At 63.1% G+C, this 15,074-nt stretch carries 10 protein-coding genes; 8 read left to right on the top strand and 2 right to left on the bottom strand.

From position 1 onward, the window contains the following. Positions 1 to 56 precede the first annotated feature (56 nt). Positions 57 to 4,010, bottom strand: coding sequence for a trifunctional transcriptional regulator/proline dehydrogenase/L-glutamate gamma-semialdehyde dehydrogenase (gene putA, locus ACIPW4_RS08705; protein ID WP_400656737.1), 3,954 nt, complete (start codon positions 4,008 to 4,010; stop codon positions 57 to 59). Between the two features lie 358 nt (positions 4,011 to 4,368). On the opposite strand from putA, the gene putP reads away from it, so the two are divergent. From putP to ACIPW4_RS08665, 8 genes are all read left to right on the top strand, one after another. After that, entirely contained in the window at positions 4,369 to 5,847 is a 1,479-nt protein-coding gene (gene putP, locus ACIPW4_RS08700) for a sodium/proline symporter PutP (RefSeq protein WP_400656735.1), read from the top strand. Positions 5,848 to 5,953: 106 nt separating this feature from the next. Beyond that, positions 5,954 to 6,790: a 23S rRNA (adenine(2030)-N(6))-methyltransferase RlmJ gene (locus ACIPW4_RS08695; protein ID WP_400656733.1), complete on the top strand. Its 837-nt coding sequence runs from the start codon at positions 5,954 to 5,956 to the stop codon at positions 6,788 to 6,790. A 237-nt stretch (positions 6,791 to 7,027) separates the two neighbouring features. Beyond that, on the top strand, positions 7,028 to 8,785 hold the full coding sequence (locus ACIPW4_RS08690) for a carbamoyltransferase (RefSeq protein WP_400656730.1): 1,758 nt from the start codon (positions 7,028 to 7,030) through the stop codon (positions 8,783 to 8,785). After that, on the top strand, positions 8,769 to 9,899 hold the full coding sequence (locus ACIPW4_RS08685) for a glycosyltransferase (protein ID WP_400656729.1): 1,131 nt from the start codon (positions 8,769 to 8,771) through the stop codon (positions 9,897 to 9,899). The genes ACIPW4_RS08690 and ACIPW4_RS08685 overlap by 17 nt, the downstream gene beginning before the upstream one ends. After that, positions 9,899 to 10,795 (top strand): antimicrobial resistance protein Mig-14, encoded by an 897-nt coding sequence (locus ACIPW4_RS08680; protein WP_400656727.1) that lies wholly within the window; start codon positions 9,899 to 9,901, stop codon positions 10,793 to 10,795. The genes ACIPW4_RS08685 and ACIPW4_RS08680 overlap by 1 nt, the downstream gene beginning before the upstream one ends. After that, the gene (locus ACIPW4_RS08675) at positions 10,792 to 12,195 is read left to right on the top strand and encodes a PIG-L deacetylase family protein (protein ID WP_400656725.1); all 1,404 of its coding nucleotides are present in this window, start codon (positions 10,792 to 10,794) and stop codon (positions 12,193 to 12,195) included. Before ACIPW4_RS08680 ends, ACIPW4_RS08675 begins: the two co-directional genes overlap by 4 nt. A 37-nt stretch (positions 12,196 to 12,232) precedes the next feature. Beyond that, positions 12,233 to 13,189 (top strand): glycosyltransferase, encoded by a 957-nt coding sequence (locus ACIPW4_RS08670; RefSeq protein WP_400656723.1) that lies wholly within the window; start codon positions 12,233 to 12,235, stop codon positions 13,187 to 13,189. Positions 13,190 to 13,357: 168 nt separating this feature from the next. After that, a complete protein-coding gene (locus ACIPW4_RS08665) occupies positions 13,358 to 14,449 on the top strand; it encodes a glycosyltransferase (protein ID WP_400656721.1) in 1,092 nt (363 codons plus the stop codon). Positions 14,450 to 14,451: 2 nt separating this feature from the next. Here the strand turns inward: ACIPW4_RS08665 and ACIPW4_RS08660 are convergent, their stop codons facing one another. Next, positions 14,452 to 15,057 carry a toluene tolerance protein gene (locus tag ACIPW4_RS08660; RefSeq protein ID WP_400656720.1) on the bottom strand — a complete coding sequence of 202 codons (606 nt, stop codon included), beginning with the start codon at positions 15,055 to 15,057 and terminating at the stop codon, positions 14,452 to 14,454. Positions 15,058 to 15,074 lie beyond the last annotated feature (17 nt).

Raw genomic sequence — 15,074 nt, 5'->3', positions numbered from 1 at the left:
GCACCCCAAAAAAAAGGAGAGCCGAAGCTCTCCTTTTCCATCAACGACCTTAGTCGTCAGCCAATGGTCATCAAGCTGGCGTTACCACCCGCAGCAGCAGTATTCACACTCACCGCCCGCTCGATCACCAAGCGCTCCAGCGCAATCTGATGGTCCCCGCTGGACAGCCCGTGCACACCCACGATCGCCCCGGCACGCTTGGCCACCTGCTGGCACACGCCACGCAGCTGGTCCGAGTCGCCATGGTGGATCACGGCGTCGAACGCCACTTCATCCTTGTTCCAGTCCGCCACCAGCTTGACCTTGGCTTGCAGTTCCTTCGGCAGGCGGCCGCGCAGGGCCTTGCCTGGCTCGCCGTCAGCCCACACCGCCGAGCTACCCACCGCCAGCACGGCAGCGAACTGCGCCAGCAGGTCGGCTTCGTTGTCCGCCAGGCACAGCACGTGCTCGCGTGGCAGGATGGTGTAGGTGTTGCGCTCGCCGGTCGGGCCTGGCAGCAGGCGGGCGATGCCGCTCTGCGACTGGCCGGCGAACTGGCTGCACAGGGCCGCCAGTTCAGCCTGCTGGTTGCTCTCGGCCCAGGCCTTGAGCACGTGCAGCGGCTTGATCAGATGGTCGTGCAGGGTGCGGTCCGGCTGGCCTTCGCCATCTTGCTGCTCGAAGTGGCGGCCAATCGCGTCGGCCGGACGGGTCGACAGCAGGCGGTACAGGTACAGCGGGCCACCGGCTTTCGGGCCGGTGCCGGACAGGCCTTCACCGCCGAACGGCTGCACGCCTACCACAGCGCCAACGATGTTGCGGTTGACGTACATGTTGCCGGCGTTGGCGGTTTCCACCACTTTGGCAATGGTCTCGTCGATGCGGGTGTGCACGCCGAGGGTCAGGCCATAGCCGGAAGCGTTGATCTGCTCGATCAGCTGGTCCAGGTTGCGACGGTTGTAACGCACCACGTGCAGCACCGGGCCGAAGATTTCACGCTTCAGTTCGTCGAAGCTGTCCAGCTCGATCAGGGTTGGCATCACGAAGGTGCCGCGCTTGATTTCGGCAGTATCGGCGATTGCCACCTGGTAGACCGTGCGGCCTTTTTCGCGCATGCCCTGGATGTGCTTCTCGATGCCTGCCTTGGCCTCGGCGTCGATTACCGGGCCAATGTCCACGGCCAGGCGGTCCGGGCAGCCCAGACGGCTTTCGGCCATGGCACCCTTGAGCATTTCGATCACGCGGTCGGCAGAGTCCTCCTGCAGGCACAGCACGCGCAGTGCCGAGCAACGCTGGCCGGCGCTGTCGAAGGCCGAGGACACCACGTCGATCACTACCTGCTCGGTCAGCGCCGAGGAGTCGACGATCATCGCGTTCTGGCCACCGGTTTCGGCGATCAGCGGGATTGGCCGGCCCTGGTTGTCCAGGCGGCCAGCGACATTGCGCTGCAGCAGGCGGGCGACCTCGGTGGAGCCGGTGAACATCACACCTTTGACGCGCTCGTCACCGACCAGGCCGGCACCGACGGTTTCGCCGCGACCTGGCAGCAGTTGCAGCACGCCTTCCGGAATGCCGGCTTCCAGCAGCAGGCGCACGGCCTGTGCTGCGATCAGCGGGGTCTGTTCGGCAGGCTTGGCCAGTACCGGGTTGCCGGCAGCCAGTGCTGCGGCCACCTGGCCGGAGAAGATCGCCAGCGGGAAGTTCCACGGGCTGATGCACACTACCGGGCCCAGTGGGCGGTGGGCGTCGTTGCTGAAATCGTTGCGTGCCTGTACCGCGTAGTAGCGCAGGAAGTCCACGGCTTCACGCACTTCTGCGATGGCGTTGGCGAAGGTCTTGCCGGCTTCGCGAATGAGCAGGCCCATCAGTGGCTGGATTTCGGCTTCCATCAGGTCGGCGCTGCGCTCGAGGATCGCGGCACGTTCGGCGGGCGGGGTGGCCTGCCAGATCGGCGCCGCGTTCAGCGCACACTGGATGGCATTGTCGACGTCGGCGACGGTGGCTTCCTGCACATGGCCGACCACATCGCGGTGGTCCGCCGGGTTCAGTACCGGCACGGCAGCGGCTTCGCTGGCGGCGCAGGCCAGCAGCGGGGTGGCTTTCCAGTCATTGTTGGCGGTGGCCAGCATGGCGCAGGACAGCGATGCCAGGCGGTGTTCGTTGGCCATGTCGATACCGGCCGAGTTGGCGCGGTCGCTGCCATACAGCTCACGCGGCAGCGGGATGCGTGGGTGCGGCAGGCCGATGTTGCCTTCCTGGGTGCCCATGCGCTCGATGCTGGCGACCGGGTCGGCGACCAGTTCCTGGATGGAGATCGAATGGTCGGCAATGCGGTTGACGAACGAGGTGTTGGCGCCGTTTTCCAGCAGGCGGCGGACCAGGTAGGCCAGCAGGGTTTCGTGGGTGCCGACCGGTGCATACACGCGGCACGGGCGGTTCAGCTTGCCGTCGGCGACCTTGCCTACAACCTGCTCGTACAGCGGTTCACCCATGCCGTGCAGGCACTGGAACTCGTACTGGCCTGGGTAATAGTTCTGGCCGGCGATATGGTAGATGGCCGACAGGGTGTGGGCGTTGTGGGTAGCGAACTGCGGGTAGATGGCCTCCGGTACGGCCAGCAGCTTGCGGGCACAGGCGACATAGGAGACGTCGGTGTACACCTTGCGGGTGTACACCGGGTAGCCTTCCAGGCCTTCGACCTGGGCGCGCTTGATCTCGCTGTCCCAGTAGGCGCCTTTTACCAGGCGGATCATCAGGCGGTGGCGGCTGCGCTTGGCCAGGTCGATGACGTAGTCGATCACGTACGGGCAGCGCTTCTGGTAGGCCTGGATAACGAAGCCGATACCGTTCCAGCCCGCCAGGGCCGGCTCGAAGCACAGGCGCTCGAGCAGGTCGAGGGACAGTTCGAGGCGGTCGGCCTCTTCGGCGTCGATGTTCAGGCCGATGTCATATTGCTTGGCCAGCAGGGTCAGCGACAGGAGGCGCGGGTACAGCTCTTCCATCACGCGCTCGTACTGGGCGCGGCTATAGCGTGGGTGCAGTGCCGACAGCTTGATCGAGATGCCCGGGCCTTCATAGATGCCGCGGCCGTGGGAAGCCTTGCCGATCGAGTGGATCGCCTGCTCGTACGAGGCCAGGTACTTCTGCGCGTCGTGTTCGGTCAGTGCGGCTTCGCCAAGCATGTCGTAGGAATAGCGGAAGCCTTTGGCTTCGAAGCGGCTGGCGTTGGCCAGGGCTTCGGCGATGGTTTCGCCGGTGACGAACTGCTCGCCCATCAGGCGCATGGCCATGTCGACGCCCTTGCGGATCATCGGCTCGCCGCTTTTGCCGATGATGCGGGTGAGCGAGGAGGTGAGGCCGGCTTCGTTGTGGGTGGAGACCAGTTTGCCGGTCAGCAGCAGGCCCCAGGTAGCGGCGTTGACGAACAGCGACGGGCTGTTGCCCAGGTGCGGTTGCCAGTTGCCGTTGCTGATCTTGTCGCGGATCAGGGCGTCACGGGTGCCCTTGTCAGGGATACGCAGCAGGGCTTCGGCCAGGCACATCAACGCAACGCCTTCCTGGGACGACAGGGAAAACTCCTGCAGCAGCCCCTGGACAATGCCTGCACGGCCGCCAGCGCTCTTCTGGTTGCGCAGCTTTTCCGCGATACCGGCGGCAAGCTTGTTGGTGGCCTCGGCCAGCGGGGCGCTCAGGCGCGCCTGCTCCAGCAGCATCGGCACCACTTCCTGCTCGGGGCGGCGGTAGGCGGCGGTGATGGCTGAACGCAGTACTGACTGCGGCAGGATGCTCTCGGCAAATTCGAGGAAGCACTGGTGGGCATGGTCTGGCTGCACTTCGCCAGCGTCATCGGCCTGGTTGCTGGTATGACCATTGAGTTCGGTCAGGGTAGCGCCACCCTCGAGCTTCTCCAGGTAATTGAAGATCGCTTGCTTGATCAACCAGTGCGGCGTACGGTCGATGGACTGCGCAGCAGCTTTGAGTCGCTCACGGGTCGGGTCGTCGAGTTTGACCCCAAGGGTGGTCGTCGCCAATTTCTTATCCTCATTATTGCCACGGTTGTGGCTTAAGCTGGGGCCAAGATTAGCTGTAGGCGTTTCCGGGTGCAACCAGGTGCAACCCTAAATTTGCGAAGAACAGGTGCAACTCGTCTGGTGGCTTTTCCTACGGCCTAAAAAGACGTTCTTACAGTGCATTTTCTTCTGAAAAATGTGGTTTTTGCTCCGAAGTGAAGCAAGAAATACGTTTTTTCAGAAAACCGACAGGAAGGTGCAACTTGCCAATGAAAAGTGGTTGCACCGACTTTGCGTTGTTGCATAGCATTCGCCGCCTGGGTGCAACCTTCTTCAGGGCGGTTGCGCATGACATAAAAACAAACGCCAGGGCACACGCATGGGCAATCCACTAACGATCACCTTCGTGATCTACATCGCGGTAATGGTGCTGATCGGTTTCGCAGCCTATCGCTCCACCAAGAACCTTTCCGACTACATCCTCGGTGGTCGCAGCCTGGGTAGCGTGGTAACTGCGCTCTCCGCCGGCGCTTCCGACATGAGCGGCTGGTTGCTGATGGGCCTGCCGGGCGCCATCTACTTCTCCGGCCTGTCCGAAGCCTGGATCGCCATCGGCCTGACCGTCGGTGCCTATCTCAACTGGCTGTTCGTTGCCGGCCGCCTGCGCGTGCAGACCGAACATAACGGTGACGCACTGACCCTGCCGGACTACTTCGCCAGCCGCTTCGAAGACCAGAGCGGGTTGCTGCGGATCATCTCGGCGATCGTCATCCTGGTGTTCTTCACCATCTACTGTGCCTCGGGCATCGTCGCCGGTGCGCGCCTGTTCGAAAGCACCTTCGGCATGTCGTATGAAACCGCCCTGTGGGCCGGTGCTGCGGCAACCATCGCCTATACCTTCATCGGTGGCTTCCTGGCAGTCAGCTGGACTGACACCGTGCAGGCCTCGCTGATGATCTTCGCACTGATCCTCACGCCAATCATCGTGCTGATCTCGACAGGTGGCTTCGACACCACCTTCCTGGCCATCGAAGCGCAAAATCCTGCCCACTTCGACATGTTCAAGGGTGCAACCTTCATCGGCATCATTTCGCTGATGGGCTGGGGCCTGGGTTATTTCGGCCAGCCACACATCCTGGCGCGCTTCATGGCCGCCGACTCGGTCAAGTCCATCGCCAAGGCGCGTCGCATCTCCATGACCTGGATGATCCTGTGCCTGGCCGGTACCTGCGCCGTTGGCTTCTTCGGTATCGCCTACTTCTCGGCGCACCCTGAGCTGGCTGGTCCGGTCACCGAGAACCACGAGCGCGTCTTCATCGAGCTGGCCAAGATCCTGTTCAACCCGTGGGTCGCTGGTGTGCTGCTGTCGGCCATCCTGGCGGCGGTGATGAGTACCCTCAGCTGCCAGCTGCTGGTCTGCTCCAGCGCCCTGACTGAAGACTTCTACAAGGCCTTCCTGCGCAAGAACGCTTCGCAGCGCGAGCTGGTGTGGGTCGGCCGCCTGATGGTGCTGGCCGTGGCCCTGATCGCCATTTTCATGGCCGCCAACCCGGAAAACCGCGTACTGGGCCTGGTGTCCTACGCCTGGGCCGGTTTCGGTGCCGCCTTTGGCCCGGTGGTGCTGATCTCGGTGCTGTGGAAGGGCATGACCCGTAACGGCGCGCTGGCCGGTATCGTGGTCGGTGCGGTGACCGTGATCCTGTGGAAGCACTTCGACACCCTCGGGCTGTACGAAATCATCCCGGGCTTCCTGTTCGCCAGCATCGCCATCATCCTGGTGAGCAAGCTGGGCAGCCCTTCGCCGGTGATGCTGCAGCGCTTCGAAACTGCAGATGCGGCGTATCACGCTGACAAGTAATACCCGTTGAATCGGCGGCGCCTGCCTCCCAGGCGCCGCCAATCAGCAGTCAGGCCTGACTCCGCCTGCAAGGCAAGGTAAACTTGCCACCCCCGCAGGAGTTGCCATGAACTATCGTCACGCCTTCCACGCCGGCAACCACGCCGACGTCCTCAAACATATCGTGCTGACCCGCCTCATCGCCCTGATGTCGCGCAAGGAGCAGCCGTTCGCCTACATCGACACCCATGCCGGCCTCGGTCTTTACGACCTGCAAGGCGATCAGGCGACCCGCACCGGCGAGTACCTGGAAGGCGTCGCCCGCCTGTGGAACCGCGATGACCTGCCGGCCATGGCTGCAGACTACCTGCGTATCATCAAGCGCCTGAACGCTGACGGCGAGCTGCGCTACTACCCGGGTTCACCCGAGCTGGCGCGTCGGCTGATGCGCGAGCAGGACCGTGCATTGCTCAACGAAAAGCACCCGGAAGACGGCCCGCTGCTCAAAGAGAACATGAAGAAAGACCCGCGTGTCGTGGTGCACCTGGGCGAAGGCTGGCATGTGCCGCGGGCACTGCTGCCGGTGCAGGAAAAGCGCGCCATCATGCTGATCGACCCGCCATTCGAGCAGGCTGATGAACTCAAGCGCTGCACCACCTCGATGAAGGAAGCGATCAGCCGCATGCGCCAGACCGTCGCAGCCATCTGGTACCCAATCAAGGACCAGCGCTCGCTGACCCGCTTTTACCAGGACCTGACCAGCACCGGTGCACCGAAGCTGCTGCGCGTCGAACTGTATGTGCACCACCAGGACAGCCCGCAGGGCCTGAACGGTTCTGGTCTTGCCATCGCCAACCCGCCATGGGGGCTGGAAGAAGAGCTGCGCGAGCTGCTGCCGTGGCTGGCCAGGGAGCTGGCGCAGACTGCCGGCAGCTTCCGCATGGACTGGCTGATCGCTGAGTAAGCGGTGCTGAGTTCCCCTGTAGGAGCGGCCTTGCGTCGCAAAAGGGCAGCGAAGCGGCCCCAGTTTTTCAGCTTCGCAGCAGAAATTGCCGGGGCCGCTTCGCAGCCCTTTCGCGACGCAAGGCCGCTCCTACAACGACCGCGCAGTCGGTGATGTTTGCGTTATAATCTCGCCCTTTAGCCGCCACCCGCCCATGAGGCCGCTGGCGCATCTCTACCGAATGAAGAGGCTAATCCCTTGGCATTGACGATTCTTGGCCTGTCCGGCGCCCTTAGCCATGACCCTTCCGCGGCCCTGTATATCGACGGCAAACTGATTGCCGCCGCCGAAGAAGAGCGCTTCGTGCGTGACAAGCATGCGAAAAACCGCATGCCCTACGAGTCGGCGAAATTCTGCCTGGAACAAGCCGGCATCAAGCCGTCCGACGTCGACGTGGTGGCCATCCCGTTCGCCCCGATCAGCCTGTTCGGCAAGGCCCGCTGGCACTATGCCAAGCGCTACTGGTACGCCCCGGACCGCGCACTCGATGCGATCCTGATGGGCAATCGTCGCTACAAGCGCTACCGCAAGAAGATCGTCTGGTGCCTGGAGCAGCTGGGCTTCGACCCGAAGAAGGTCAAGATCGAACCGGTCGAGCACCACCTGGCCCACGCTTCCAGCGCCTACCACTGCTCGGGCTTCAAGGAAAAGACCGCGATCCTCGGCATCGACGGCAAGGGTGAATACGCCACCACCTTCTTCGGCTATGGCGAAAACGGCAAGATCCACAAGATCAAAGAGTTCTTCGATCCGGACTCGCTGGGTGGCCTGTATGGCGCGATCACCGAATTCCTCGGTTTCGAGATGCTCGACGGCGAGTTCAAGGTCATGGGCATGGCGCCGTACGGCGATGCCAGCAAATACGACTTCTCCCGCCTGGCCAGCTTCGAGAACGGCGAACTGGTGATCAACACCGAGTATGCCAATGTCATCGGCCTGCGCCGCCATAAAGAGAAGGGCAAAGGCTTCTACTTCTCGCCGAAGCTGATCGAATGGCTGGGCCCCAAGCGCGAAGGCGACATCGCCGACGAGCCGTACATCCACTACGCGGCCAGCATGCAGGCGCTGTTCGAAAAGCTCGCCCTGCAGATGATCGACCATTACCTGGGCGACACCCTGCGTGAAACCGGCAAACTGGCCTTCGCTGGCGGCTGTGCGCTGAACGTCAAGCTCAACCAGAAGATCATCGCCCGTCCAGACGTCAAGGAACTGTTCGTCCAGCCGGCTTCCGGCGACGCCGGTACCGCCGTCGGTGCTGCGGCCTACGTTTCCCACGCCCGTGGCGTGCCAGTCGAGAAGATGGAGCACGTCTACCTCGGCCCGTCGTATTCCAACGAAGACGTGATCGCTGCCTGCGCTCGTCACCCGAATGCACCGAAGTGGCGCAAGCTGGACAACATGCCTGAACAGATTGCCAAGATCATGGTCGACGGCAACCCGGTGGCCTGGTTCCAGGGTCGCATGGAATTCGGTCCGCGCGCCCTGGGTGGTCGTTCGATCATTGGCTGCCCGAGCGTAGAAGGCGTGGCTGACCGCATCAACCACCAGATCAAGTTCCGCGAACGCTGGAGACCTTTCTGCCCGTCGATGCTCGACACCGTCGCCCCGCAGATGATCAAGGTCGACCACCCAGCGCCGTTCATGACCTTCACCTTCGAAGTGGCTGAAGAGTGGAAGACCCGTGTACCGGAAGTGGTCCACGAGGACGGTACCTCGCGTGCCCAGGTGCTCAAGCGCGAATACAACCCGCGCTATTACGACATGATGAAGGCGCTGGAAGACCTGACCGGCAACGGCGTATCGCTGAACACCTCGCTGAACCGCCGTGGCGAGCCGATGATCTGCTCGCCGACCGATGCGCTGAACATGTTCTTCGGTTCGGACCTGCAGTACCTGATCATGGAAGACATCCTGGTCGTGAAGGACGGCGCCGCCGCCTATGACCAGCCGCTCTGAAGCGCGGATCCTGCAGTTCTGCCATGGCTATGACGGGCCGTTCCTCGATTGTGCCCGTCAGTACGCCAGCCTGTTCCAGGGCAGCGGCTACAAGGTCACCACCGTGTTCCTCACTGGCGCTGCCGACCCGCAGGTTGCCGCGGGTTGTGCGTCGGACGAGGTGCTGTTCCTCGAATTCAGCTCCAAGGCCGTGCGTGGCCTGAAGCTTGGTGCCATTCGTGCCCTGCGACGCATTGCGGCCGAGCGCAATTTCAGCTTCTGCATCGCTCACCGTTTCAAACCGATCTATATCGCGCTGCTGGGTACCGGCTTGCCGGTGATTGGTGTGCACCATGCGTTTGGCGACTATGTGCGCAAGGGGCGGCGTATCTTCGCCAACCTGTTCAGCAAGCGCCTGAGCTTGCTGGGCGTGTCGGATGCGGTGCGTGACGACATGCGCCGTTGCCTGCCGCAGTGGCCGGCCGAGCGTATCCAGACGCTGTACAACCGTATCGACATCGATGCCCTGCAAGCTGCCCTGGTGCCCCGTGCCGAGGCACGTGAGGCACTGGGCCTGGATGCCCAGGCGTGGGTGGTTGGCAATGTCGGCCGCCTGCACCCTGACAAGGATCAGGCCACCTTGCTGCGTGGTTTTGCCGAGGCGCTGCCTGGGCTGCCGGCCGGGGCACGCCTGGCAATCCTCGGCAAGGGCCGCCTGGAGGCCGAACTCAAGGCCCTGGCTACCGAGCTGGGCATCGCCGGGCAGGTGGATTTCCTCGGTCAGGTGGCGGATGCCCGCCGCTATTTTCAGGCCTTCGACGTGTTTGCTTTGAGCTCCGATCACGAGCCATTCGGTATGGTCCTGCTCGAAGCCATGGTCGCCGGCGTGCCCGTGCTGGCCACGGCCTGCGGCGGTGCACGTGAGGTGGTCGAGGGGGTTGGCGTGCTGTTTCCGCTGGCCGATGCCGGGCAACTGGCGCAGGGTCTCAAGCACATGGCCGCGCTGGATGATCAGCAGCGTGAAGCCTGCGCCATGCACATGTTGCGGCGCCTGCGAGAGCGTTTTTCCGACCAGGCCGTGCGCGAGGCATTTTGGCAGTTGCCGCAGGTTGGTGTGCTGGTGGGGAAGGGTTGATGTTCAATCATATCCAGGCTTTGCGCGAGCGCGGTTGGCAGGCAATCGATGCGCCGACCTACGCCGAGGCGTGGGCGCGTTTCGGTGGCAGCGTCGCGACGCACCCGTTGGTGGTCGAGCAACTGGCGGATCTGGCGCAGATTCCAGTGCGTTACCTGGGCTGGTACCAGGCGGGTGAGCTCAAGGCAGCGATCCCGACCTGGGGGCGTCATCTGGCGTTGTCCAAGGACGAGCTCAAGCGTGCCGGCAAAAAAGCCCTGTTCGACCTTGGCAATGCCGAGATCATTCTGCCGGCAGCGGCGGATGCCGGCGCGCCGTTGCGCCATGGCGCACGCTACCTGTCCGAACTAAACCAGGGCCGCTTCAGTGGCCTCAAGGTGCAGAAGGAGCAGCTGGCCATGGCCCGCGCCCACGAAGACCTGTCGAAGAAATTCCGCTACAACCAGCGCCGCGAATTGCGCCTACTGGAGGAAGCGGGTGGCATTGTGCGCCCGATCAGCGACTTCAGTGCGCAGCAGATCGCAGCCATGTACTGCGACCTGTTCCAGCGCCGCTGGGGCTTCCCGGCCACGGGTGCCGAGCGCATGGCCGATGTGCTGGAGCGCCTGCGCGAGCTGCTGATCGGTTCGGTGCTGATGCTGGACGACAAGCCAATCGCTATCCAGCTGGTGTATCGCGTCGAAGCGCCCGGGTGGATCAGCGTCGAATACATCAACGGCGGCGTCGACCCTGAAACCAAGGCCTTCAGCCCGGGTAGCGTGCTGAGCTTCCTCAATACCCAGGCCGCCTGGGAAGATGCTCGTGCGCGCAACAAGCCCCTGCGTTTCTCGTTCGGCCGTGCCGACCGGGAGTACAAGGACCGTTGGTGCAACCCTGTGCCGGTATTCCAGGCATGAGCCGCAAGCAGCAATTGCTCAAGCGCCATCGGCGCAACAAGCGCCTGGGGTTGCTGGCAAGCCTGGCCGTGCTGGTGGCGCTGGGGGTGTGCACCTGGTGGTGGCTGCCGCTGTTGCTGCTGCCGCTGCTCTGGGCCGCTCACGAAGCCTGGTTTGCCGATCACCTGTTCTATGCCCCTGGCGAGGATTATGCCTACCGCTTCGGCGAACTGAGCCATGAAGCGCCGGTCGTGCTGCGTGACGGGCTGCTCAAAGTGGATACGGCGTTGCAGGGTGATGAAACGCTGGTGCTCGAGGTCCGGCTGAAAAGTCATTGGCTGGGGCGCTTCCTCGACCCACGGGTCGAGCTGCACGGCAGCGAAGATACCGACCGGCAAACCTTCGAGCGCGGAGTCGATGGGCTTCGTTTCCTCAACCTCACCGGGCTGGCTGAACCTCTGCAGGCCGGCACGCTGCGTTTGCGCGGCAAGTATTGCCGGTTGCTGGGTGAGCCACGCCTGTGGATAACCCCCGGCGCCGAGTTTCAGCGCCGCCGCGTGATGGTCATCGCGCCGCATGCCGATGATGCCGAACTGGCGGCTTATGGGTTGTACAGCCAGGCGGACGAGACCTGGGTGGTGACCCTGACTGCGGGTGAGATCGAGGCCGAGCATTATCAGCAAATGGGCCTGGGCAAGTCGGAGGCTGCCCGTCTGAAAGGCCGCCTGCGCGCCTGGGACAGCATCGCCGTACCGCGCTGGGCAGGCGTACCGGAGTCGCATTGCGTGCAGTTGGGCTATTTCTGCCTGCAGCTGCCCGCCATGCAGGCAGCCCCCCATCAGCCTGTCGCATCCCGTGAAGCCGACATGGCCGATATCCGCCCGTTCCGTCAGTTCAACCCGTTCCCGCTACCCGCTGACCGCGATGGTGCGCCAACCTGGCACAACTTGCTGGCCGACCTGCGGGCCCTGCTGGAAATGGCCAAGCCTGAAGTGCTGGTCATGCCGCATCCGCAACTTGACCCGCACCCCGACCATATCTGCGCCCAGGCGGCCGTCATGGAGGCACTGCAAGGCCTGGCCTGGCAGCCGCAGACTCTGCTGTGCTACGCCAACCACCTGCATGACAACGACCGTTGGCCAATGGGTGACAGTGGCGATGGCGTAGCTCTGCCGCCGCAACTGAGCGCCGAGCAAGCCTGGGCGCCATGCACCTTGATGCTGGATGTCGCTACCCAGCGTGACAAGGCCATGGCCTTGGGCATGATGCACGACCTGCAGCCCCCGGCACCGTTCAAGCGCCGCCTGCGTCGCTTGCTGCAGCGCTGGCTGGCGGGGCGCCGGCCGTCGCCTTACGGGGAGAACGAATTCTTCCGCAAGGCCGTGCGCCGGCATGAGCTGTTCTGGCGGCGTGAGCTGTAAACCTGACCGCGATGGCGCAGAGCGCCCAAGGAAAGCAATGAAAGTCCTATTTCTGGTACAGAAGGAACAGCGTGCGATCCTCGATCGCCTGTACGATGGCGTCGCGGCCAACTGTGAATGCGACCTGCGCTGGCTGACCAGCGAAGACCAGCGCAACCTGCGCCGTTATTTCAAGCGTGAAGTGCAGGCAGAGCGTTATGACCGCATTGTCTTTTTCCTGCGCTTCAAGCAAGAGATCCGTCAGGCCGCCTTCATCCGCACGGTGCCGAACCTGGTCATTCTCGAGCACGACGCCTACCAGAACTACATCCCCTGCAAGTACACCGGCAAGTTCAGTGCGCATTACCGCAAACTTCCCTGGGCGCGGGTGATAAGTTCGGGGTTCATGGTCAGCGAGCGCCTGCGTCAGGAAGGCTTCGACGCGGTGTTCGTGCCCAAGGGCTACGATGAGCAACTGCTGGCCGACCAAGGCCGCGAGCGCGATATCGAACTGGCATTCGTCGGCAGCACCAACAGTGTCGCCTACAGCGGGCGCAAGGCGCTGCTGGACGAACTGGGGCAGGTCGAGAACCTGGTGGTGACCCGCACCAAGTCAGGTGAAGACTACTGCAACACACTGAACCGCATTCAGTACTTTGTCAGTGCCGATGTCGGCATGGGTGAGTACATGATCAAGAATTTCGAGGCCATGGCCTGTGGCTGCGTGCTGCTGGCCTATGACCAGGGCGAAGCGGAAAACCGTGCGCTGGGCCTGCAGGACATGGTCAACGTTGTCTTCTATGGTGACATCCCGACGCTGCAGGCGAAGCTGCGCATCTTGCGCGATGATCCTGCACTGGCACGGCAGATAGCCGAAAATGGCCGTGAGCTGGCCGTGTCACGTTTCAGTTTTGCTGCCGTCGGGCAGAGCATCGTGGAGCACATGCGCCCACCGCTCAGGCCTCATCCTCCGTTGTCTGCCTGGCAACGCTTGCGGCTCAAGCTGGGCCTCTGATCTGAATATTACGGCCTATGCTGGAGGGAGGGCGCCTTCCCGGCATTGCGTCGGGACAAGGCGGGCATTGACGCGGTTCTTGGGCGCCCTTGTCAGCATGGGATCATCTTTTTCTGCCAATGACGTTGCAGTCCCACCTGGCTTGCACGGGAGAGGGGCGCTATCCCCATGAATATTGTCAACATGATGTGGGCAGGCGGTTCGCCGTACATGTCCATCCACAAAGTCCATCAACAGGTGCTCTCGCACGCGGGGGCCGACGCCCGTATCAGTAACTGGCTGCTGCTCGGCGGGGAACTCTGCCACGGGCGAGGCTCCACCCGTGTCTGGCATATGCCGCAGCGAGCCTTGAAGGGCAAGCACCTGTGGCGTCTGCTACGGCCTTGGCTGCGCCTGCGCCTGCAGCGGGCGCTGAAGGAGGCGGGTGCCGACGTGATCCTGCTCGACGGCGTTGGTGTCGCGCGGCTGGTGTTGCCGGTGCTGCAGCATATCCCCGAGGTGCGGGCCAAAGTGTTGTTCCATGGCATGACCCGGCTGAACGCCGGCGATGTGAACTTGTTGAACAGGCTGCCCGCCGAGCGTTTGAGCCTCGCGGCGGTCTCGCACACCTTGGCGCGTTCGCTGGAACGGGACATTGGCCGGCCGGTACAGACGCTGCGCATGGCGTTCGACCCGCAAGCCTTTACCGGGCCGCTGCTCAGCCGGGAGCAGGCGCGTCAGGTACTGGCACTGCCGCAAACCACTGGTCAAGTGCTCGGTGCGGTGGGGCGGCTGGTCGAAAGCAAAGGGTTCGAGATGCTCATAGAGGCCTTTGCCAAGGCTGTGGTGCATAGGCCAGACATGCAGCTGGCGATTGTCGGTGATGGCCCTCTGCGCACCAGCCTTCAGGCGCGGATCGATGAGCTGGGCCTGGCAGATAGCGTGCACCTGAGTGGGCATCATGACGAGTTGCAGCGACTGTACCGGGCATTTGACTGGCTGCTGGTGCCTTCGCGTGCCGAAGGCCTGGGCCTGGTGGTGCAAGAGGCGGTCATGGCGGATGTGCCAGTTGTTTGCAGCGACTTGCCGGTATTCCGGGAGCAGTTGCAGGCATCGGGTTGCTACCTGGCGGTAGGCTGTGTAGAAGCCTGGGCGCGGGAGATCGCGCGCTGTGATTCGGCCCGCGCCGTGGCGGTGGCTACCCGGCAGCGGCAGATACTGGCACCCGAGGCGGCATGGCAGGCCTTCTGCGACGGGTCGCACAGCCTGCTGCGTGGTTGAACTCAGCGCGCCAGCAAGGCAGCCTCGAAGTCGGCAAGGGGGAATCGGTCACCCAGGTTTTCCCGCTCGATATAGCGCACCATGTGTTGCACATTGCGGCGGATCATGCGGGCGGACAGGGGCGGGCGCAGGAATCGCATGTCCGCCACGTCGATCAGACCGAGGCGCTGGTCAGGGGTGACGACCACATTGCCAAGGTGCAGGGAGCGAAAGTAGATGCCGCTTCGGTGCAGATGGCGAATCAGTTCGATCAGCCGGGGCAGGTAGTGGTCCCAGCTGAAATCGGCGTCGCGGGACATTTGCAACAAAGTACGTCCCGGTAGTGGTCGATAAAGCACCGCCGTTCTGCCCGGTACATCCAGTTTGTGCTGGCTGATGACTTCGAGGGTAGGGATGCCCAGTTGGGCAAGGCGTGCGGCGTTGTCGACGAAGCGTTGCGAGTAGGGGCGCAGCAGCGCAGATGAAATCAGTCGCTTGCGACGAAATACCTTAAGGAAATTACCATCGCCAAGCAGGTAGACTTTGGCGCCATGGCTGTCAGCCTCCAGTACCTGGGCGCCAAGTATCAGCTGATCGAAGTCGACTTGGGAGAGTCGGGAGCATTGCATGAGTTGGGCCTTGTCGT

The organism is Pseudomonas sp. NPDC089996 (genome assembly GCF_044748405.1).
In the GTDB taxonomy this organism is placed as follows: domain Bacteria; phylum Pseudomonadota; class Gammaproteobacteria; order Pseudomonadales; family Pseudomonadaceae; genus Aquipseudomonas.
The sequence above is the reverse complement of the archived record's forward strand: the minus strand, read 5'-3'. Positions and strand labels throughout refer to the sequence as shown.

Excerpts from the sequence above, each read along its gene's own strand:
- ACIPW4_RS08670 (WP_400656723.1), top strand. The coding sequence starts at position 12,233 with ATGAAAGTCCTATTTCTGGTACAGAAGGAACAGCGTGCGATCCTCGAT.
- ACIPW4_RS08695 (WP_400656733.1), top strand. The coding sequence starts at position 5,954 with ATGAACTATCGTCACGCCTTCCACGCCGGCAACCACGCCGACGTCCTC.
- putP (WP_400656735.1), top strand. The coding sequence starts at position 4,369 with ATGGGCAATCCACTAACGATCACCTTCGTGATCTACATCGCGGTAATG.
- ACIPW4_RS08665 (WP_400656721.1), top strand. The coding sequence starts at position 13,358 with ATGAATATTGTCAACATGATGTGGGCAGGCGGTTCGCCGTACATGTCC.
- ACIPW4_RS08660 (WP_400656720.1), bottom strand. The coding sequence starts at position 15,057 with ATGCAATGCTCCCGACTCTCCCAAGTCGACTTCGATCAGCTGATACTT.
- ACIPW4_RS08675 (WP_400656725.1), top strand. The coding sequence starts at position 10,792 with ATGAGCCGCAAGCAGCAATTGCTCAAGCGCCATCGGCGCAACAAGCGC.
- ACIPW4_RS08680 (WP_400656727.1), top strand. The coding sequence starts at position 9,899 with ATGTTCAATCATATCCAGGCTTTGCGCGAGCGCGGTTGGCAGGCAATC.
- ACIPW4_RS08685 (WP_400656729.1), top strand. The coding sequence starts at position 8,769 with ATGACCAGCCGCTCTGAAGCGCGGATCCTGCAGTTCTGCCATGGCTAT.